This window comes from Streptomyces sp. NPDC089915, assembly GCF_040684675.1.
Classification (GTDB): Bacteria; Actinomycetota; Actinomycetes; order Streptomycetales; family Streptomycetaceae; genus Streptomyces.
Window position 1 is genome coordinate 1 of the sequence record NZ_JBFBGN010000005.1, and the last position, 20460, is coordinate 20460.

At 71.8% G+C, this 20460-nt stretch carries 15 protein-coding genes; 1 reads left to right on the forward strand and 14 read right to left on the reverse strand.

The window, feature by feature from the left end:
- Positions 1 to 621: 621 nt before the first annotated feature.
- The 12 genes from AB0O29_RS02845 to AB0O29_RS02900 all read right to left on the reverse strand — a co-directional run bounded on the left by AB0O29_RS02845 (position 622) and on the right by AB0O29_RS02900 (position 15162).
- Positions 622 to 1401 (reverse strand): TIGR03936 family radical SAM-associated protein, encoded by a 780-nt coding sequence (locus tag AB0O29_RS02845; protein WP_365145036.1) that lies wholly within the window; start codon positions 1399 to 1401, stop codon positions 622 to 624.
- Positions 1402 to 1510: 109 nt separating this feature from the next.
- Positions 1511 to 2452, reverse strand: coding sequence for a hypothetical protein (locus tag AB0O29_RS02850; protein WP_365145039.1), 942 nt, complete (start codon positions 2450 to 2452; stop codon positions 1511 to 1513).
- Positions 2453 to 2566: 114 nt separating this feature from the next.
- Positions 2567 to 4492: a TIGR03960 family B12-binding radical SAM protein gene (locus AB0O29_RS02855; RefSeq protein ID WP_365145042.1), complete on the reverse strand. Its 1926-nt coding sequence runs from the start codon at positions 4490 to 4492 to the stop codon at positions 2567 to 2569.
- 72 nt (positions 4493 to 4564) lie between these two features.
- The gene (locus AB0O29_RS02860) at positions 4565 to 6160 is read right to left on the reverse strand and encodes a CYTH and CHAD domain-containing protein (RefSeq protein ID WP_365145045.1); all 1596 of its coding nucleotides are present in this window, start codon (positions 6158 to 6160) and stop codon (positions 4565 to 4567) included.
- 91 nt (positions 6161 to 6251) lie between these two features.
- Positions 6252 to 7451 (reverse strand): rod shape-determining protein RodA, encoded by a 1200-nt coding sequence (gene rodA / locus AB0O29_RS02865; RefSeq protein ID WP_365145048.1) that lies wholly within the window; start codon positions 7449 to 7451, stop codon positions 6252 to 6254.
- 7 nt (positions 7452 to 7458) lie between these two features.
- Entirely contained in the window at positions 7459 to 9633 is a 2175-nt protein-coding gene (mrdA, locus tag AB0O29_RS02870; protein ID WP_365145051.1) for a penicillin-binding protein 2, read from the reverse strand.
- A gap of 13 nt (positions 9634 to 9646) precedes the next feature.
- Entirely contained in the window at positions 9647 to 10351 is a 705-nt protein-coding gene (gene mreD / locus AB0O29_RS02875; RefSeq protein ID WP_365145054.1) for a rod shape-determining protein MreD, read from the reverse strand.
- A 12-nt stretch (positions 10352 to 10363) separates the two neighbouring features.
- On the reverse strand, positions 10364 to 11311 hold the full coding sequence (gene mreC, locus AB0O29_RS02880; protein WP_365145057.1) for a rod shape-determining protein MreC: 948 nt from the start codon (positions 11309 to 11311) through the stop codon (positions 10364 to 10366).
- A gap of 165 nt (positions 11312 to 11476) precedes the next feature.
- On the reverse strand, positions 11477 to 12496 hold the full coding sequence (locus AB0O29_RS02885; RefSeq protein WP_008738981.1) for a rod shape-determining protein: 1020 nt from the start codon (positions 12494 to 12496) through the stop codon (positions 11477 to 11479).
- Between the two features lie 306 nt (positions 12497 to 12802).
- Entirely contained in the window at positions 12803 to 13213 is a 411-nt protein-coding gene (ndk, locus tag AB0O29_RS02890; RefSeq protein WP_365145060.1) for a nucleoside-diphosphate kinase, read from the reverse strand.
- Positions 13214 to 13277: 64 nt separating this feature from the next.
- Positions 13278 to 13628, reverse strand: a complete 351-nt coding sequence (locus tag AB0O29_RS02895; protein ID WP_365145063.1) for a DUF4233 domain-containing protein — start codon at positions 13626 to 13628, stop codon at positions 13278 to 13280.
- A gap of 7 nt (positions 13629 to 13635) precedes the next feature.
- Positions 13636 to 15162: a folylpolyglutamate synthase/dihydrofolate synthase family protein gene (locus AB0O29_RS02900; protein WP_365145066.1), complete on the reverse strand. Its 1527-nt coding sequence runs from the start codon at positions 15160 to 15162 to the stop codon at positions 13636 to 13638.
- A gap of 118 nt (positions 15163 to 15280) precedes the next feature.
- On the opposite strand from AB0O29_RS02900, the gene AB0O29_RS02905 reads away from it, so the two are divergent.
- Positions 15281 to 16330 carry a rod shape-determining protein gene (locus tag AB0O29_RS02905; RefSeq protein WP_365145069.1) on the forward strand — a complete coding sequence of 350 codons (1050 nt, stop codon included), beginning with the start codon at positions 15281 to 15283 and terminating at the stop codon, positions 16328 to 16330.
- A 17-nt stretch (positions 16331 to 16347) separates the two neighbouring features.
- On the opposite strand, the gene AB0O29_RS02910 is transcribed toward AB0O29_RS02905, so the two are convergent.
- Positions 16348 to 17496 (reverse strand): histidine kinase, encoded by a 1149-nt coding sequence (locus AB0O29_RS02910; RefSeq protein WP_365145072.1) that lies wholly within the window; start codon positions 17494 to 17496, stop codon positions 16348 to 16350.
- A 153-nt stretch (positions 17497 to 17649) separates the two neighbouring features.
- Complete coding sequence (locus tag AB0O29_RS02915) at positions 17650 to 20271, reverse strand: valine--tRNA ligase (RefSeq protein ID WP_365145075.1); 2622 nt, start codon at positions 20269 to 20271, stop codon at positions 17650 to 17652.
- Positions 20272 to 20460 lie beyond the last annotated feature (189 nt).

Genomic DNA, 20460 nt, shown 5'->3' on the forward strand with positions numbered 1-20460 from the left:
TCGGGACGGGGATCCGCTCCCAGGCGAACTCCTCGATCCGGATCTGCGCCTCGCGGATCGGGGCCTGGGAGGAGACGAAGTGCTTGGCGAGCAGGGGCGGCCGGAGCGGCAGCGGTCTCCACGACGGCCTCGGCCGACTCGGCGGCAGCGGCGACCGGAGCGGCCACGGCACGGACCGCCCGGCGGCGGGTGCGCGGGGCGGGGGCGGCCGGAGCCTCCTCGGCCACGGCGGGCGCGGGGGCCGCGGTCTCGGCGGGCGCCTCGGCGGCGCCGCCGGGCGGACCGGCCGGCCGGGCAGCCGCGCGGCGACGCCTGCGCGGGGGCAGGTTGTCGCTGGGGCTGCCGGCGTCGGCGGCGGGGGTGTTCTCGTTTTCGTTGTCGAGCATGCGGGCGGTTCTCCCGTCACGCTCCCGGGCGCCGCGGCTGACATCCGGTCCGGCACGGCTCCGCGCGAAATACGCGGAGCCGGCCTCCGGGGCGCGTTCGCCACACGGGAGCTGTAGTCCATGGCCGCCGGTTCCGTACGTCTTTGTCCGTACGGCCTGGCGGAAGTCTTCAGGTCTGTGCGCTGCCCGACCCAGGTGGCTCCCGAGTGCCAGGGCGGCGCGACGACGACGATCCCTACGCGGCGGGACCTTCCGGCGCCTTCGCGTCGGCGTTCACGGCGGCCGTGGGTGGGGCGGCCGTGTCGGCCTCGCGGTCGGGCGCGAGCGGGTCGGTCACCGTGCCGGACTCCTCGTCGAAGAGCCCCTGCGCCAGCCTGGTCACCGCAGCGGGGACCGGCGGCGCCAGGTCGGCCACAACCTGGAGACCGGACAGGACGTCGTCGGGTCGCACGGCAGGTGTCAAATGCCGAACAACCAGCCGCAGTATCGCACAGGCATTGTCCAGCGGCCTATCAACCTGGGCGGGAACGGCTTCGAGGCTGACGACCGCGCCCCGGGTGTCGAAGGTCCGCATCCCGTTCTTGGTGCGGCGCTGCACCTCCACCGTCTCGGCGGCGAGGAACGCCTCCACCGCGCGCTGGGCGTCGGCGGGCTCCACGCCCTCCAGCCGCAGCTCCCAGACGGAGGCCGTCAGCCGGTCGGCGAGACCGGAGGTGCGGGCCTCGACGGCGTCGACGATGTCGAGGCCGAGCGGCATCGACTCGTCGAGCAGTTCGCGCAGCGTCTCCGGGTCGCGGGGCGCCGCGAGGGCGATCTCCAGGTACTCGGCCTCGCTGCCGGTGCCGGTGGGCGCGGCGTTCGCGTACGAGACCCGGGGGTGCGGGGTGAAGCCGGCCGAGTACGCCATGGGCACCTCGGCGCGGCGCAGGGCGCGTTCGAAGGCGCGCTGGAAGTCTCGGTGGCTGGTGAACCGGAGGCGGCCACGCTTGGTGTAGCGCAGTCGGATGCGCTGCACCACCGGTGCGGGAGGCGGGCCTTCGGGCTGTCGCTTGCCCAGTGGTTCTTCTCCTTGTGCGGGGCGTCGCGGCTCGCGCGCCGCCCTGAGTTCCGTCGACCCGTCCGGTTCACCCCCGCCGGTGCGGCAGGGAGATCTCGGGAGCGGGTGCCGCGTCGGCGGCCGTCGTACTACCCAGAGTACGCGCCCGTGACCTCGCCGGTTCCCGGGCGGGGCCTGCGAACAGCACCCGCCGCACCTCGGCCCGTGCCTCGCGCACGGCGGCGCGGGAGGTCCGCCACACCTGCCGCAGCGCGTGCCCGACGGGGGTGGCGACCTGTCGGTGGACCCAGGCGAGGGGCCGGGCGACGCAGCCGCGCCACAGCCAGCGCAGTCCGCGCCCGAGGGCCCGGGTGATCCGGCCGGCGAGGTGCCAGGCGGGCACGAGGACGTGCCGGACGAGCAGGACGACGGGCGGCGCGAGGACGTGGACGGCCACCCAGGCCGCTCCGCGACCGAGCGGCAGGACCGCGTACCGCCACAGCCCCACCCAGGGCCAGTAGAAGACCAGCAGGCAGGCCCCGCGCACCAGCCACCGCGCCCCGTGCCAGAGCGGGGTCAGCACCCGCCGGTGGAGCCAGGCCAGCGGCGGTGCGACCAGGTCCCGCAGCACCCACCCGAGGCCGGCGCCGACGGGCGCCAGCACGTACCGTCCGACGGCCAGCACCGCCCAGGCGACGCCCAGGCCCAGCGGCCGCAGCGCGTACCGGTACAGGGCGCCCCCGACCGGGGCGACGAGGTACCGCCACGTTCCCACCCAGGGCCAGTAGAAAACCACCAGTGCGAGTGGCCTCAGGAGGTACCGCCACAGCCGGACGAGCCCCCATCCGAGGCCGTTCCCGAGCGGCGCGAGCACATGCCGCCCGAGCCCCCGGGCACAGGCCGCGGCCAGGTCCCACACCACCCGCACGGGCAGCACCACCAGCACGGCGACGACCTTCACCGGCACCCTGACGACCCCGGCCAGACACCCGTCCCCGCCCGGCAGGGCGGGCGCCTTCTCGTGTTCCATGCCGCTAAGGACACCAGAACCCGCGCCGCCGTTGCGCAGGGGCCCGGATGGGGCGGGGCGGACGCGAGCGCCCCCCGCCGGAATCCGGCGGGGGGCGCGTCAAGCGGGTTCAGCTCACTTCACCACGGACAGCGGCAGCAGCTTCTTGCCCGTGGGGCCGATCTGGATCTCCGTCTGCATCTGCGGGCACACGCCGCAGTCGAAGCACGGGGTCCAGCGGCAGTCCTCGACCTCGGTCTCGTCGAGGGCGTCCTGCCAGTCCTCCCACAGCCAGTCCTTGTCCAGGCCGGAGTCGAGGTGGTCCCAGGGGAGGACCTCCTCGTACGTGCGTTCGCGGGTGGTGTACCAGGCCACGTCCACGCCGTACGCCGGCAGGGCCTTCTCCGCCGCCCGCATCCAGCGGTCGTAGGAGAAGTGCTCGCGCCAGCCGTCGAAGCGGCCGCCGTCCTCGTAGACGGCGCGGATGACGTCGCCGATGCGGCGGTCGCCGCGCGAGAGCAGGCCCTCGACGATGCCGGGCTTGCCGTCGTGGTAGCGGAAGCCGATGGAGCGGCCGTACTTCTTGTCCCCGCGGATCTTGTCGCGGAGCTTGGTCAGGCGGGCGTCCGTCTCCTCGGCGGAGAGCTGCGGGGCCCACTGGAACGGGGTGTGCGGCTTCGGGACGAAACCGCCGATCGACACCGTGCAGCGGATGTCGTTCTGGCCCGAGACCTCGCGGCCCTTGGCGATGACGTTGATGGCCATGTCGGCGATCTGGAGGACGTCCTCGTCGGTCTCCGTCGGCAGGCCGCACATGAAGTACAGCTTCACCTGGCGCCAGCCGTTGCCGTAGGCGGTGGCGACGGTGCGGATCAGGTCCTCTTCCGAGACCATCTTGTTGATGACCTTGCGCATGCGCTCGGAGCCGCCCTCGGGGGCGAAGGTCAGGCCGGAGCGGCGGCCGTTGCGGGTCAGCTCGTTGGCCAGGTCCACGTTGAAGGCGTCGACGCGGGTCGAGGGCAGCGAGAGGCCGATCTTGTCGTCCGTGTAGCGGTCCGCGAGGCCCTTGGCGATGTCCGCGATCTCGGTGTGGTCCGCGGAGGAGAGGGAGAGCAGGCCGACCTCTTCGAAGCCGGTGGCCTTCAGGCCCTTCTCCACCATCTCGCCGATGCCGGTGATGCTTCGCTCCCGCACGGGGCGCGTGATCATGCCGGCCTGGCAGAAACGGCAGCCGCGGGTGCAGCCGCGGAAGATCTCGACGGACATCCGCTCGTGGACGGTCTCGGCGAGCGGGACCAGCGGCTGCTTGGGGTAGGGCCACTCGTCGAGGTCCATGACGGTGTGCTTGGAGACGCGCCACGGCACGCCGGAGCGGTTCGGCACGATGCGGCCGATGCGCCCGTCCTCCAGGTACTCCACGTCGTAGAAGCCCGGGATGTAGACGCTGCCGGTCTTCGCGAGGCGCAGCAGCACCTCCTCGCGGCCGCCGGGGCGGCCCTCGGCCTTCCAGGTGCGGATGATCTCGGTCATGTCGAGGACGGCCTGCTCGCCGTCGCCGATGATGGCCGCGTCGATGAACTCCGCGATCGGCTCGGGGTTGAAGGCCGCGTGGCCGCCCGCGAGGACGATCGGGTGGTCGACCGTACGGTTCTTCGCCTCCAGCGGGATGCCCGCGAGGTCGAGCGCCGTGAGCATGTTGGTGTAGCCCAGCTCCGTGGAGAAGGACAGGCCGAACACGTCGAAGGCGCTGACGGGGCGGTGGCTGTCCACGGTGAACTGGGGCACCCGGTGCTCGCGCATCAGGGCCTCCAGGTCCGGCCACACCGAGTAGGTGCGCTCGGCCAGGACCCCCTCGCGCTCGTTGAGCACCTCGTAGAGGATCATGACGCCCTGGTTGGGCAGGCCCACCTCGTACGCGTCCGGGTACATGAGCGCCCAGCGGACGTCACACGCGTCCCAGTCCTTGACGGTGGAGTTGAGCTCACCGCCGACGTACTGGATGGGCTTCTGCACATGCGGGAGCAGAGCTTCGAGCTGTGGGAAGACCGACTCGGACATCACGCGACTTTCGTGAAGCGGGCAGGGGGCAGCTCTCAAGCGTACCTTGAGGCCCGGGCCCCCTTCTCCACGTGATCATTTCAGGGCGGCCTTCGACCGGCGGGCCTCCGCCTCGGCCCAGACGGCCGGGAGCCGCTCTTCGAGGCGGGCGGAGCGGCCTTCCTCGCGGCCGTGGAGCAGGCCCCAGGCGAAGGCGGACTCCCCCGCGTCGGAGGCCTGGGCGCCGAGGCCGAGCAGGGCCTCGCGGGCCACGACCCCGTCGCGGTGTTCGCCGAGCAGGTCCTGTACCGATGTGGCGGCCCTGGCCAGCCTGCGGGCGGGCTTGCCGAGGGCGGGGGCGGCCGCCTCGGCGGCGTAGCGGGCCCGTTTGGCGGCCTTGCGGGCCTCGTGGAGGGCCCGGTCGCGTTCCTCGCCCGGGTCCTGGCCGAGGGCCGCGTCGACCCGGTCGGCGAGCCGGTCCCAGTCGCGCAGGGCCGCCTCGGGCAGCTGCCGGGCCGCAGGGCGGGAGGCGGCGGGGCGCAGCGGCGGGTGGGCGAGGAGGGCGTCGACGGAGTCGAGGAGGTCCAGGTAGCGGTCGCTGTCGAGGGCGGCGACGGCGCGGCGGCGGGTCCGCTTGCGGCGCAGGGCGTTCCAGGCGCGCAGCCGGTCGCGGACGGGGCCCGGGCGCAGGTCGGGCGGGAGTTCCCCGAGCCGGGTGCGGAGCAGTTCCAGGAGGACCTCGCGGTCGCGGTCGGCACCGAGTTCGGCGCCGAGCCAGCGCAGTTCGTCGCGCACGGGGTCGGTGGTGGCGCGGTCGAGGATCTTGCGGTGGGTGGCGAGGGCGCTGCGCAGCCGGCGGGTGGCGACGCGCATCTGGTGGACGGAGTCGGGCAGGTCGCGGCGGACGGCGGGGTCCTGGGCGACGAGGGCGTCGCGCTGTCGGCGCAGGTACGCCAGGACGTGCGCGCCGGCCGTCCGGTCGGCGGGGGCGTGGCCGGGGCGGGCGGGGGGCGGGGCGCCGGTGGCGGCGAGGGCGCGGGCGAGTTTGGAGGGGGCGTCGCTGACGCGCAGGCCGGCTTCGGCGAAGCGGTCCGTGACGGCGTCGAGGAGGGCGGGGTCGGCGCCGTCGGCGAGTTCGACCTCGATCTCGGTCCAGGCGGTGGCGGCGGAGCCGCGTTCGGCGCGGACGGAGTCGGTGCACAGCTGTGCGAGGAGGCCGCCGTCCGCGTCGAGGAGGTCCTCGGTGCGGCGTTCGGAGCGCAGCCGGATCCGGGGTTCCGGTGCGGCGCGGCGGGTCCGGGAGCGGACGAGGGCGGCGAGCTCGGGCGGGAGGGTGTCGGAGAGGGGGGCGCGGATCTCGTCGCGGACCCCGGCTGCGACGGGGAGTTTGAGGTGCCAGCCGGCGTCCTCGCCGCCGGTGCGGCGGCGCAGGGTGAGGCCGTCGGCGGTGAGGGCCAGGCCGGGGGTGTCGTAGTAGACGGCGTCGAGGCGGGCGGTGCCGCGGTCGCGGACGGCGGTGATCGCGGCGGTGCCGGTCAGGTCGGGCACCCGCGGCCGGGCCGCCGCCCGTGCCTTCTTCCCGCCCTGCTCGCCGGCCCGCTTCCCGGTCTGCTTCCCGGCCCGCTTCGCCCGCTTGCCCTGGCCCCCGGTGAACTCGAATTTCCGCTCGATCTCGCGCTGGGTGTCCGCCATGGATCGAATCTAGTCCCGATCCGGGCCGGCGGCAGGGGCGCTGCGCACGGCGGCGCGAAGCGGCCGGCGCGGCGCCCGGTTCAGGCCGGCGTCAGGCCGACATCGGGCGTTGCACCCTTATCGACTGGAGCAGTCCGACGGCGACCCATACGGCGAACATGGAGGAGCCTCCGTAGGAGACGAAGGGCAGCGGCAGACCGGCCACGGGCATGATGCCGAGGGTCATGCCGATGTTCTCGAAGGCCTGGAAGGCGAACCAGGCGATGATCCCGGCGCAGACGATGGTCCCGTAGAGCTCGGTGGTCTCGCGGGCGATCACGCAGGCCCGCCAGAGGATGACGCCGAGCAGGACCAGGATCAGTCCGGCCCCGACGAAGCCGAGCTCCTCGCCGGCGACGGTGAAGACGAAGTCGGTCTGCTGTTCGGGGACGAACTGGCCGGTGGTCTGGGAGCCCTTGAAGAGCCCGGAGCCGAGCAGGCCGCCGGAGCCGATGGCGATGCGCGCCTGGTTGGTGTTGTAGCCGACGCCGGCGGGGTCGAGGTCGGGGTTGGCGAAGGCGGCGAAGCGGTTGATCTGGTACTCGTCGAGGACGCCGAGCTGCCAGATCAGGACGGCTCCGGCGGCGCCGGAGGCGAGCAGGCCGACGACCCAGCGGTTGGAGGCGCCGGAGGCGAGCAGCACGCCGAGCACGATGATGACCATGACCATGACGGAGCCGAGGTCGGGCATCAGCATGACGATGCCCATGGGGGCGGCGGCCAGGCACAGGGCCTTGACGACGGTGCGGTGGTCGGGGTGTTCGAGGTCTCCGGCGTCGACCCGGGCCGCGAGCAGCATGGCCATGCCCAGGATGATGGTGATCTTGACGAACTCGCCGGGCTGGAGCGAGAAGCCGCCCCCGATGACGATCCAGGCGTGGGCGCCGTTGATGGTCGAGCCGAGCGGGGTGAGCACGGCCAGGACGAGCACCAGGGAGAGCCCGTAGAGGATCGGCACGGCCCCGCGCAGGGTGCGGTGGCCCAGCCAGATCGTGCCGATCATCAGGACCAGGCCGATGCCGGTGTTCATGGCGTGCCGGGTCAGGAAGTAGTACGGGTCGCCCTGGTTGAGGGTGGTGCGGTTGCGGGTGGCCGACCAGACGAGCAGGGCGCCGATGCAGGACAGCGCGAGCGCGGACAGCAGGATCGGCCAGTCGAGCCGGCGCAGGACGGAGTCGCGGGCGGTCAGCCTCGCGACGGGCCCGCGCGCGGGTGCGTACCGCGAGACGGAGAACTTGTTGGCGGTCTGCATCGGGTCCTCAGTCCTGCTTGTGCGCGGGCGGGGCCGGAGGTCCGGCGAGCGCGGGCGGGGCGTCCTCGGGGGACGGCGGCACGTAGGGGCGGATCTCGGGGGCGTCGATGGACCCGTCCGGCTGGATGGCGGGCAGGCTGGCCTCGGGCTTGGGCAGGAGGGCCTTGGAGAGGTCCTGCTTGCCGGCCATGTCGAGGCCGTAGATGGCGTTGTAGATGTTGCGGACGGCGGGGCCGGAGGCCCCGGAGCCGGTGCCGCCCTGGGAGATGGTCATGACGATGGTGTAGTCGTCGGTGTAGGTGGCGAACCAGGAGGTCGTCTGCTTGCCGTAGACCTCGGCGGTGCCGGTCTTGGCGTGCATGGGGATCTGCTTCTGCGGCCAGCCGCCGAAGCGCCAGGCGGCGGTGCCGCGGGTGGCGACGCCCTCCAGCGCTTCGCTTATCTGCTGCCGGGTCTTCTCGTCCATGGGCAGCTTGCCGTGGGCCTGCGGCTTGATCTCCTCGACCTTCTTGCCGTCGGCGCTGACGACGGCCTTGCCGATGGTCGGGTTCCACATGGTGCCGCCGTTGGAGATGGCCGCGTAGATGGTGGCCATCTGGATCGGGGTGACGAGGGTGTCGCCCTGGCCGATCGAGTAGTTGACGGCGTCACCGGCGCGCATGAGGTTGCCTTCGAGGCAGTTCTCGTAGGAGAGCAGCTCGACGTAGGTGCCGCCCTTCTTGCCGGTCTTGCACCACTGGTCCTTGTTGGCCTCCCAGAACCGCTGCTTCCAGGCGCGGTCGGGGACGCGGCCCTTCTCCTCGCCGGGGAGGTCGACGTGGGTCTCGGCGCCGAGGCCGAACTGGTGGGCGGTCTTGTAGAAGACCTCCGCCGGGTTCTTGACCGGGTGGAGGCCGCCGTCCTTGAGCCACTGCTGGTGGCCGAGGGCGTAGAAGACGGTGTCGCAGGAGACCTCGAGGGCCTGGCCGAGGGTGATGTTGCCGTGGCCCTGGGACTCGAAGTTCTTGAAGACCTGGCCGCCGATGGAGTACGAGCTGGGGCAGGGGTAGCTGCCGTCGAAGGGGTACCCGGCGTTGACGGCGGCGGTGGTGGGGATGACCTTGAAGATGGAGCCGGGGGCCGCCTGCCCCTGGATCGCCCGGTTCATCAGCGGGACGTTGGACTCCTTGGCGGTGAGCTTGGCGTAGTCCTTGCCGGAGATCCCGCCGACCCAGACGTTGGGGTCGTAGGTGGGGTTGGAGGCCATGGCGACGACGCGGCCGGTCTTGGACTCCAGGACGACCACGGCTCCGGCGTCGGCCTTGTAGGGGACGCCGGTGTTGCGGTCGATCTGCTTGCGGGCCTCGACCATGGCGGCGTTCAGCTCGTACTCGGCGACGCCCTGGACGCGGGCGTCGATGCTGGTGACGAGGTGGGCGCCGGGGACCGCGGGGTCGTTCTCGGCCTGGCCGATGACGCGCCCGAGGTTGTCGACCTCGTAGCGGGTGACGCCGGACTTGCCGCGCAGCTGCTTGTCGTACGTGCGTTCCAGGCCGAAGCGGCCGACCTGGTCGGAGCGCAGGAACGGCGAGTTGGTCTTCTTGGCCTTGACGATCTCGTCGTCGGTGACCGGGGAGAGGTAGCCGAGGACCTGGCCGGTGTTGGCCCCGCCGGGGGCCGGGTAGCGGCGGACGGCGGTGGGCTCGGCGGTGATGCCGGGGAAGTCCTCGGGGCGTTCGCGGATCTGGAGGGCCTGCTGGGTGGTGGCCTCCAGGGTGACCGGGATCGGCTGGTAGGGGGAACCGTTCCAGCAGGGCTGGGGGGTCTTGGAGTCGCAGAGCCGGACCTTGTCCATGACGTCCTGCGGCTTCATGTCCAGCACCCCGGCGAGGCGGGTCAGGACGTCCTTGCCCTTGTCCTTTATCTTCATCAGCTCGGTGCGGCTGGCGGAGACGACGAGGCGGGTCTCGTTGTCGGCGAGGGGGATGCCCCGGGCGTCCAGGATGGAGCCGCGCACGGCGGGCTGGACGACCTGCTGGACGTGGTTGTTCTTGGCCTCGTCGGAGTACTCCGCGCCGTTGCGGATCTGGAGGTACCACAGCCGCCCGAAGAGGGTGAGCAGCAGCGAGAAGACGAGTACCTGGAGGATGACGAGCCGGATCTGCACCCGGGGGGTGCGGCCGGTCTCCGGAATGTTGGTCACTACTGCTCCCCCGTCACAGCTTCCTGACGCTCTTCACGCCCTTGACACCTTTGACGCCCTTTATGCGGCCGGCCCGGTTGGCGCGGCCGCGCGCGGTCATCATCCGCAGTCCGCCGCGCTGGCTGCCGATGCGCAGCCCGGTGCCGCCGGCCAGCCAGCCGGAGGCGACGTCCTTGCCCTGCGGGGGGCCGCCGTTGGCCTCGACGGCCATCGGGTCGTTCTCGGCCTTGCGGGCGAGGGCCATGATGAACGGCACGGTGAACGGCGCGAGCAGCAGGTCGTAGAGGGTCGCCGTGAACAGCAGCCCGACCAGGCCGACGTGGCGGGCGGCCGTGTCGCCGACGAGGGCGCCGACGCCCGCGTACAGGAGCGTGGAGCCGATGGCGGCGGCGACGACGGTGAGCATCGGCCCCCAGGCGGAGCGGAAGCGCCCGGTGTCGGGGCGGACGAGGCCGACGAGGTAGCCGATCAGGCACAGGACGAGGGCGTACCGTCCGGCGGCGTGGTCGGCGGGCGGGGCGAGGTCGGTGAGCAGTCCGGCGGCGAAGCCGATGAGGGCTCCGCTGACGTGCCCGTAGACCAGGGCGAGGGCGACGACGGTCAGCAGGACGAGGTCGGGGACGGCTCCGGGCAGCTGGAGCCGGCCGAGGACGGTGACCTGCAGGACGAGGGCGACGGAGACGAGCGAGCCCGCGAGCAGGATCCGGTTGATGCGCATGTCGGTCAGCTCCTACTCGTCGGCCGGCTTGCCGGAGACGCTGGCGGAGGGCGACGGGGTGACCGTGACGGTGACCGTCGGGATGGGCTTGGGCGCCTCGGGCTTGGGCGGCAGGACGGCGTCGCGGGGGTCCTCGCGCGGGGGCATGACGACGACGCCGACGATGTCGAGACGGGAGAAGCCGACGAAGGGGCGGACCCACACGGTGCGGGTCAGGTCGCCGTGCGAGGGGTCGACCTTGACGACCTCGCCGATCGGGACGCCCGGCACGAAGGGCTTGTTGGCGCGGGAGCCGAAGGTGACGAGCCGGTCGCCGGGGTTGATCTTGGCGCGGCCGTTGAGCATCTGGACGGAGAGGGCGCGGTCGCCCTGACCGGTGGCGAAGCCGAGCTCGCCGGTCTTCTCCAGGCGGGTGCCGACGGTGAAGCCGGGGTCGTTGGCGAGGACGACGGTGGCGGTGTCGGGGCCAACGGTGGCGACGCGGCCGACGAGTCCGTCCCCGTTGAGGACGGTCATGTCGCGCTCGATGCCGTCCTTGCTGCCGGCGTCGATGGTGACGGTCCAGGAGAAGCCCTGGGCCGCTCCTATCCCGATGACCTCGGCGCCCTTGATGCCGTACTGCCCGGCGCCGGCCCGCTTGAGCATCTCGTCGAGCTCGCGGATGCGGCTGCGGGTGCGGTCGTCGCTGCCCAGCCGGGTCTTCAGGGCGGTGTTCTCGCGCTCCAGGGCCGTGATCCGGTTGTGGCGCTCGTCGGAGTCGCGGACGGCCCCTATGGCGTTGGCGACCGGGTCCACGGCGGTCGCCACACCCTTCTCGACGGGGCCGAAGACGGCGGCGGCGGCCCGCCGGGCGCCGTCGACCGGCGAAGCCTCTCCCGCTCTGATGTCCACCGTGATCAGCGCGAACGCGATGGCGATCAGCAGTACCAGGAGCAGCCGGCTCTCTCGTGTGTCCCTCACGTGCGGCGGCCGTGCCTTCCTCGTAGAAACTCGTGCGGCGGAACCGTTCCGGCGGGGCCGGGGCGGGACCGGACTGTGCCTGTATATCAACGATCCGCCGCACGGGCGCGGCAGCACCCGTACGGCGGATCCTTGTGTTCCGCATGCCCCGTTACGGGGGTTTGATCACCGCCGGGGCTGGGCGTCCAGGACCTGCTGGAGGGCCTCGAACTCCTCGACGCACTTGCCGGAGCCGAGGGCCACGGAGTCGAGGGGGTCCTCGGCGATGTGGATCGGCATGCCCGTCTCGCGGCGCAGCCGCTCGTCGAGCCCGCGCAGCAGGGCGCCGCCGCCGGTGAGGACGATGCCGCGGTCCATGATGTCGCCGGAGAGCTCCGGCGGGCACTTGTCGAGGGTCGTCTTGACCGCGTCGACGATCGCGTTGACCGGCTCCTCGATGGCCTTGCGGACCTCCGCGGCGGAGATGACCACGGTCTTGGGCAGGCCCGAGACCAGGTCGCGGCCGCGGATCTCGGTGTGCTCGTCCTTGTCGAGGTCGTACGCCGAGCCGATGGTGATCTTGATCTGTTCGGCGGTGCGCTCGCCGAGGAGGAGCGAGTACTCCTTCTTGATGTGCTGAATGATCGCGTTGTCCAGCTCGTCGCCGGCCACCCGGATGGACTGCGCCGTGACGATTCCGCCGAGGGAGATGACGGCGACCTCGGTGGTGCCGCCGCCGATGTCCACGACCATGTTGCCAGTGGCCTCGTGGACGGGCAGGCCCGAGCCGATGGCGGCGGCCATGGGCTCCTCGATGATGTGCACCTGACGGGCGCCGGCCTGCGTGGACGCCTCGATGACGGCGCGCCGCTCCACTCCCGTGATGCCGGAGGGCACGCAGACCACCACGCGCGGGCGCGCCAGGTAGCGGCGCTTGTGGATCTTGAGGATGAAGTACCGGAGCATCCGCTCGGTGATCTCGAAGTCGGCGATCACGCCGTCCTTCAGAGGGCGTACGGCGACGATGTTGCCGGGCGTGCGCCCGATCATCTTCTTCGCCTCGGAGCCGACCGCCAGGATGCCGCCGGTGTTCGTGTTGATGGCGACCACGGACGGCTCGTTCAGGACGATTCCCCGGCCCCTCACGTACACCAGCGTGTTGGCGGTCCCGAGGTCGATCGCCATGTCACGGCCGATGAACGACATGTTGTTCCCCTTGTTCCCCATGAGGAGCGTCTGGCCTTCCAGTTGATAGCGGCTGCTGTCAGGTCGGCGAGGTGGGTGTGTGGGTGGAGGCCCCATCGTAGTGCCGCAGGTACGGACATCGCGCGACGGGACTCCGGCAATCCCGCCGGAACGGATACCCGCCCCCTTAGTGGTGACGTCGTGTCCTGTCCATGCGTTCCCGGACGCGGCCCGCAATACCGAAGGGCGACCGAAATTACTTCGGTCGCCCCAGGTCATGAGCGCTATTTGGCTGATGTCGCGTCAGGAAGGAATGTTCGCGGCCGCTCAGAGAGCGGGGAAGAACAGCTTCAGCTCGCGCTCCGCGGACTCCTCGGAATCCGAGGCGTGGATCAGGTTCTCCCGGGTGATGGACCCGAAGTCGCCACGGATGGAGCCGGGCGCGGCGGCGATCGGGTCGGTGGGTCCGGCCAGCTGGCGGACACCCTCGATCACGCGTTCCCCTTCCACCACGAGGACGACGACCGGGCCGCTCGCCATGAAGCCCATGAGGGGCTCGTAGAAGGGCTTGCCCTTGTGCTCCCCGTAGTGGGTCTCCAGGGTCTCCTGGTCCAGCGTGCGCAGCTCCAGCGCCGGAACGGTCCAGCCGGCCTTCCGCTCGATCCGGCCGATGATCTCGCCGATCAGGCCACGGCGGACGGCGTCCGGCTTGAGGATGACGAGCGTGCGCTGGGTCATGTTCCAACTCCTTGCGGCATACGGGTGCGGTAGGGCGAATCTACAGGGCCGTTACGGGGACCCATCACGCAGCGTCAGCCTCCGCCTGACGAGCCGCCCAGCTCGCCTTGATCGTGTCGATCCGGCGCCCGTAGTGCACCGAGCACCACCACAGGCCCGCGAAGACCGCGCCCAGGAAGAACATCGTCGGGACCACGAAACCGCTCGCGATCAGGCCGATCTGCAGCGCCCAGCCGAGCTCCACCGCGCCCCGGCGCGAGAGCATCCCGCACAGCAGCACCGACAGCAGCATCGTCACGCCGCAGACCGTCCACACCTCGGCCTGGGTCAGGTCCGGGTTCTTCATGGCCACCAGGCCCGCGAAGCCGACGACGAAGAACTCGCCGATCAGCGTGCTCGCGCAGAGCGTGCGCATCGATCCCTCAGCCCCTCTTGAACAGCAGGCGGGCCTCGCCCACCGTGATCACGGAACCGGTCACGAGAACCCCGGCCCCTCCGTATTCGGCCTCTTCCTCCGCCAGGGTGACGGCCGCCTCCAGGGCGTCGTCCAGCCGCGGCTCCACCTGCACCCGGTCGGGGCCGAAGACCTCGACCGCGATCGCGGCCAGCTCGTCCGCGCCCATCGCCCGGTGGCTGGTGTTCTCGGTGACGACGACCTCGGCGAAGATCGGCTCGAAGGCCTCGAAGACACCCTTGACGTCCTTGCCCTCGCTCGCCGCCACCACGCCGATCAGCCGGCTGAAGCCGAAGGCCTCGGTCACGGCCTCCGCGGTGACCTGCGCGCCCGCCGGGTTGTGCGCGGCGTCCAGGATCACCGTCGGGCTGCGGCGCACGACCTCCATCCGGCCCGGCGAGGTCACCGAGGCGAAGGCGCGGCGCACCGTGTCCGCGTCCAGCTCGCGCGCCTGCTGCCCGCCGACGCCGAAGAAGGCCTCGACGGCGGCCAGCGCGACGGCCGCGTTGTGCGCCATGTGGGCGCCGTACAGCGGCAGGAAGACGCCCTCGTACTCGCCGCCCATCCCGCGCAGCGTCAGCATCTGGCCGCCGACCGCCACCTCGCGGGAGACCACGCCGAACTCCATGCCCTCGCGGGCCACGGTCGCGTCGACCTCGACGGCCCGCTTCAGCAGCGCCTGCGCCGCGTCCACCGGCTGCTGCGCCAGGATCACGGTGGCGTCCTGCTTGATGACGCCGCCCTTCTCCTGCGCGATCTCGCCGGGCGTGTTGCCCAGGCGGTCCGTGTGGTCCAGGCTGATCGGGGTGATCACCGCGACCGCGGCGTCGATCACGTTGGTGGCGTCCCAGGTACCGCCCATGCCGACCTCGATCACGGCCGCGTCCACGGGCGCGTCCGCGAAGGCCGCGTACGCCATGCCGGTGAGGACCTCGAAGAAGGACAGCCGGAAGTCCTCGGCGGCGTCGACCATCTCCACGTACGGCTTGATGTCGTGGTAGGTCTCGATGAAGCGCTCGGCGCTGATCGGCGCCCCGTCCAGGCTGATCCGCTCGGTGACGGACTGCACGTGCGGGCTGGTGTAGCGGCCGGTGCGCAGCTCGAAGGCGTTCAGCAGGGCCTCGATCATGCGGGCCGTGCTGGTCTTGCCGTTCGTACCGGTGACGTGGATGGTCGGGTAGGCGCGCTGGGGCTGGCCGAGGACGTCCATCAGCGCCTCGATGCGGCTGACGGACGGGTCCAACTTGGTCTCGCCCCAGCGGGTGGCGAGCTCCTGCTCCACTTCCTGGAGCGCCTTGGCCACCTCGGGGTCCTCCGGGCGGGAGGGCACCGGGTCGCCCGTGGGCGGGCCGGCCTGGGCGCGCAGGGTGCGGCTGCCGGCCTCGATCACCGCCAGGTCGGGGTCTCGGTCGGCTTCTTCCGCCACTATCTGGTCGAACTCGTCGAACGTGCCGTCGCGGTCGCGGTCCTGGCCCTCGGGCTGCTGCTCACTCACAGCCCCCAGTCTACGGACGCGGACCCCAAGGACTTTCGGCCCGGCCGTTTCGGGACCTTCGGCGGCGAAAGCGACCGGATCGTTATGCAAGCCTTGCGGACGGGAGATTGGGGAACAAATGCCGCAGGCCAGCACCGACAAGACCGCCTCCAGCCGGGACATAGGCATAGACCTGGGGACCGCGAACACCCTCGTCTACGCCCGCGGACACGGGATCGTCCTCAATGAGCCGTCCGTGGTCGCGGTCAAGGCGGGCACGACAACCGCCCTCGCCGTCGGCACGGAGGCCAAGGAGACCATCGGCCGCACCCCGGGCTCCATCACCGCGATCCGCCCCCTGAAGGACGGGGTGATCTGCGACTACGAGGCGGCCGAGGAGATGATCCGGCACTTCGTCCGCAAGGCGGTCCCCGGCCGGCGGCCCCGCACCCGGATGGTGATCTGCGTGCCGTCCGGGGTCACCCCGGTCGAACGGCGGGCCATCGTCCACGCCTCCACCCGGGCCGGCGCCCGCAGCGTCCACCTGATCGAGGAGCCCATGGCGGCCGCGATCGGGGCCGGGCTGCCGGTGGCCGAGGCGCGCGGCTCGATGGTGGTCGACATCGGCGGCGGCACCTCCGAGGTGGCCGTCATCTCCCTCGGCGGGATCGTCACCTCGCAGTCCCTGCGGATCGGCGGGGACCGGCTCGACACCGCGATCATGGACCACGTGCGCAAGGAGCACTCCCTGCTCATCGGCGAGCGCACCGCCGAGGACGTCAAGGTCGCCATCGGCTCCGCCTGGCCGGTGCCCGAGCGGCCGGAGCTGGAGACCGCCACCTTCACGGTGCGCGGCCGCGAGCGGGTCGGCGGCATGCCCAAGACCCTGGAGCTGGGCGCGGCGGACGTACGGGCCGCGCTGGACGAGCCGGTCGAGGCGATCATCGCCGCCGTCCGCGCCACCCTGGAGGAGTGCCCGCCCGAGCTGTCCGGGGACGTGATGGAGCACGGCATCGTCCTCACCGGCGGCGGCGCCCTGCTGCCCGGCCTGAACCTGCGCATGGCCTCCGCGACGGGCATCCCGGTCTTCGTCGCCGACGCGCCCCTGGACTGCGTGGCCCTCGGGTCGGGGCGCTGCGTGGAGGACCTCGACGCCCTGGGCTCCCTGCTGTCCCCGGCGAAGGCCTGACGGGTCCCTGGGCGGGGTCAGCCGCGCGGCAGGGTGGCGACGACCTCGTAGGCGTCCTCGCCCCGGCACGCCGTCAGGGTCCCGCCCAGGCTGCGGACGCGTTCGGCCATGCTCGCCGTGCCCGAGCCCGCCGAGACCGGCGCCCGGCCCGGGGTGCGGGCCGGGAGGCCGTTGCTGACGGCGATCCTCAGGTGGGGGCCGTCGGTGCGGATCGACACCTCGATGGTCTCGCCCCGGGCGTGCTTGGCCGCGTTCGTCAGGCACTCCTGCACCACCCGGTAGACCGCCGCCTGCCGCAGCGGGGACAGGGCGTGGGCCTGCGGGTCCATCGTGAGCCGGACCGGCGATCCGGCCCGCCCGCTCTCCTCCGCCAGCGCCGCCAGCCCCTCCACGCCCGGGGTCGAGGCCCGCTCCCCGCGCTGCACGATGATCTCGTTCAGCACCAGGTGGGCCCGGCGGGCGGTGTCGGAGAGCTCCTCGAAGTCCTTGGCGTACGGGGTCTCGCGCGCCCGCATCGACAGCACCTCGGAGCGCACGGTCAGCAGGGTCAGCTCCCGCCCGACGAAGTCGTGGACGTCGCGGGCGACGGAGGTCCGCTCCTGCTGGACGGCGTTCAGCACGGCCGTCTCGGCCCGCCGGGCCTCCAGCTCCCGCACCAGGTCGTGCCGGTGGGCGGCGATGCCGACGGCCGAGGCGAGCACCCCGATGGGCACGATCAGGCTGAGGAAGGCGCTGAGGGTCGCCGCCTTGGGCTCGGGCCAGCCCGGCAGGCAGAACACGGCGAGCGCGAAGGCGACGTAGCCGGTGGTGGCGAGGACGGCGGCCCTCCGGCCCCGGTTGCGGCCGACGGAGTACAGGGCGAACTGGATCAGCGTCAGCTCGTGCAGCCAGCCGATGAACAGCAGGGCGGTGAGGTACGCGGCCCAGGGCATCCGGCGCCGCACCAGCAGGGTCGTACAGCCGGCCGTGAGCACCAGGGCGGCCTGCCAGCCGTTGAGGGAGTTGTCGGCGGCGGCCAGGCCCGGCAGGTCGAGCGCCATCAGGCCCAGACAGCTCAGTGCGGCGACGGCGTCCTGCGCCCGGGGCGAGGCGCCCCAGCCCTCGGCGAGCCGGCGCCCGCAGGCCACGGCCCGGTTCCATCCCGGGACGGAGGGCAACAGGTGCATGTCCCCCATGATGCGTGGTCCGTGCCCGGGATCGCCTCAGCCATACGGACATATCAAGTGATAAAAGGCACTCCCGGGGAGGGCGTACGTCCCGTCCGGGCACGCGAAAGGCCCCCGCCGGGGGCGGGGGCCTCTCTCGCGATGCGCTGCCGGTCAGGCGGCGGGCAGGGCGTCCAGCTGGGCCTGGATCCGGGCGATGTCCGCCTCGGCCTTGGCCAGGCGGCCCTTGATCTTGTCCACGACGTTGTCGGGGGCCTTGGCCAGGAAGGCCTCGTTCCCGAGCTTCGCCTCGGCCTGCTGCTTCTCCTTCTCGGCGGCGCCGAGGTCCTTGGAGAGGCGCTTGCGCTCGGCGGCCACGTCGATGGTGCCGGACAGGTCGAGGGCGACCGTGGCGCCGGCGACCGGCAGGGTGGCGGTGGCGCTGAAGCCCTCGCCCTCCGGCTGGAGGCGCAGCAGCTGGCGGATGGCGCCCTCGTGCGCGGCGAGCTCCGTACCGGCCAGGTCGAGGCGGGCCGGGACCTTCTGGCCGTCCTGCAGCCCCTGCTCCTTGCGGAACCGGCGGACCTCGGTGACGACCGCCTTGACCAGCTCGATCTCGGCCTCGGCGGCCTCGTCGCGGAAGCCGCTGTCGGCGGGCCAGTCGGCGATCACCAGGGACTCGCCCCCGGTCAGCGTGGTCCACAGGGTCTCGGTGACGAACGGGACCACCGGGTGCAGCAGCCGCAGCATGACGTCGAGGACCTCGCCGAGGACGCGGCCCGAGACCTGCGCCTGCTCGCCGCCCGCGAAGAACGTCGTCTTCGACAGCTCGACGTACCAGCTGAAGACCTCGTCCCACGCGAAGTGGTAGAGGGAGTCCGACAGCTTCGAGAACTGGTAGTCCTCGTAGAAGGCGTCGACCTCGGCCACGGTCTTGTTCAGCTGCGACAGGATCCACCGGTCGGTCGCCGACATCTGCTCGGGGGCCGGCAGCTCGCCCTCGACGGTGGCGCCGTTCATGAGCGCGAAGCGGGTCGCGTTCCAGATCTTGTTGGCGAAGTTGCGGGAGGCCTGGACCCAGTCCTCGCCGATCGGGACGTCGACGCCCGGGTTCGCGCCGCGGGCCAGGGTGAAGCGGACCGCGTCGGAGCCGTAGGTGTCCATCCAGTCCAGCGGGTTGACCGCGTTGCCGAAGGACTTCGACATCTTCTTGCCGAACTGGTCGCGGACCATGCCGTGCAGGGCGATGGTGTGGAACGGCGGGACGCCGTCCATCGCGTACAGGCCGAACATCATCATCCGGGCGACCCAGAAGAAGAGGATGTCGTAGCCGGTGACCAGGACGGAGTTCGGGTAGAACTTCGCGAGGCTCTCGGTCTGCCGCGGCCAGCCGAGGGTGGAGAAGGGCCACAGGCCGGAGGAGAACCAGGTGTCGAGGACGTCCGTGTCCTGGTGCCAGCCCTCGCCCGTGGGCGGCTGCTCGTCCGGGCCGACGCAGACGATCTCGCCGTTCGGGCCGTACCAGACGGGGATGCGGTGGCCCCACCACAACTGGCGCGAGATGCACCAGTCGTGGAGGTTGTCGACCCAGTCGAAGTACCGCTTCTCCATCTCCTGCGGGTGGATCTTGACCTTGCCGTCGCGGACCGCGTCACCGGCGGCCTTCGCGAGCGGGCCGACCTTGACCCACCACTGCATCGACAGGCGCGGCTCGATGGTGGTCTTGCAGCGCGAGCAGTGGCCGACGGAGTGGACGTACGGGCGCTTCTCGGCGACGATCCGGCCCTCGGCGCGCAGCGCGGCGACGATGGCGGAACGGGCCTCCAGCCGGTCCAGGCCCTGGAAGGGGCCGGGCGCGGTGATGATGGCGCGCTCGTCCATGACGGCGAGGTTCGGCAGGTTGTGGCGCTGGCCGATCTCGAAGTCGTTCGGGTCGTGCGCCGGGGTCACCTTGACGCAGCCGGTGCCGAACTCCGGGTCCACGTGCGTGTCGGCGACGACCGGGATGGAGCGGTCGGTCAGCGGCAGCTTGATCTGGCGGCCGACGAGGTGCTTGTACCGCTCGTCTTCCGGGTGGACGGCGATGGCCGTGTCGCCGAGCATCGTCTCGGCGCGGGTGGTCGCGACGACCAGGGAGTCCTCGCCCTCGCCGTAGCGGATGGAGACGAGCTCGCCGTCGTCGTCCTGGTACTCGACCTCGATGTCCGAGATCGCCGTCAGACAGCGCGGGCACCAGTTGATGATGCGTTCGGCGCGGTAGATCAGCTCGTCGTCGTAAAGCCGCTTGAAGATGGTCTGGACGGCCTCGGACAGGCCCTCGTCCATCGTGAAGCGCTCGCGGGACCAGTCGACGCCGTCGCCGAGACGGCGCATCTGGCCGGAGATCTGGCCTCCGGACTCGCCCTTCCACTGCCAGACCCGCTCGACGAAGGCCTCGCGGCCCAGGTCGTGGCGGGACTTGCCCTCCTTGGCGAGCTCGCGCTCGACCACGTTCTGGGTGGCGATGCCGGCGTGGTCCATGCCCGGCTGCCACAGGGTCTCGAAGCCCTGCATGCGCTTGCGGCGGGTGAGGGCGTCGATCAGCGTGTGCTCGAAGGCGTGGCCCAGGTGCAGGCTGCCCGTGACGTTCGGCGGCGGGATGACGATGGTGTACGCGGGCTTGTCGCTGTTCGCGTCGGCCTCGAAGTAACCGCGCTCTACCCAGCGCTCGTAGAGCTTCCCCTCTACCTCGGCCGGCGCGTACTGGGTCGGCAGTTCGGAGTTGGGGGCACTGGGTGTCTGCGTGTTCTCGGTCACGGGGCACAGGATACGGCGGGCCCGGGCCGCGTCACGAATCCATTCCACCGGGGGCGCTCCCGCGGGCCTTCCCCGTGCGGGCGGCGGTGGAGGTCCCGGCGGGGTCGTGATTCGGTAACGGCCCGGACCCCGATGCCGCCACCCTCCCGGCCTTCCGCCAGGATGTGTGAAACGGATAAGCAGACCTCA

Coding starts and splice junctions, on each gene's coding strand:
- AB0O29_RS02910 (WP_365145072.1), bottom strand. CDS start 17,496: ATGCACCTGTTGCCCTCCGTCCCGGGATGGAACCGGGCCGTGGCCTGC.
- rodA (WP_365145048.1), bottom strand. CDS start 7,451: ATGCAGACCGCCAACAAGTTCTCCGTCTCGCGGTACGCACCCGCGCGC.
- AB0O29_RS02885 (WP_008738981.1), bottom strand. CDS start 12,496: ATGTCGTTCATCGGCCGTGACATGGCGATCGACCTCGGGACCGCCAAC.
- AB0O29_RS02860 (WP_365145045.1), bottom strand. CDS start 6,160: ATGGCGGACACCCAGCGCGAGATCGAGCGGAAATTCGAGTTCACCGGG.
- AB0O29_RS02895 (WP_365145063.1), bottom strand. CDS start 13,628: ATGCGCACGCTCTGCGCGAGCACGCTGATCGGCGAGTTCTTCGTCGTC.
- ndk (WP_365145060.1), bottom strand. CDS start 13,213: ATGACCCAGCGCACGCTCGTCATCCTCAAGCCGGACGCCGTCCGCCGT.
- AB0O29_RS02905 (WP_365145069.1), top strand. CDS start 15,281: ATGCCGCAGGCCAGCACCGACAAGACCGCCTCCAGCCGGGACATAGGC.
- mreD (WP_365145054.1), bottom strand. CDS start 10,351: ATGCGCATCAACCGGATCCTGCTCGCGGGCTCGCTCGTCTCCGTCGCC.
- AB0O29_RS02850 (WP_365145039.1), bottom strand. CDS start 2,452: ATGGAACACGAGAAGGCGCCCGCCCTGCCGGGCGGGGACGGGTGTCTG.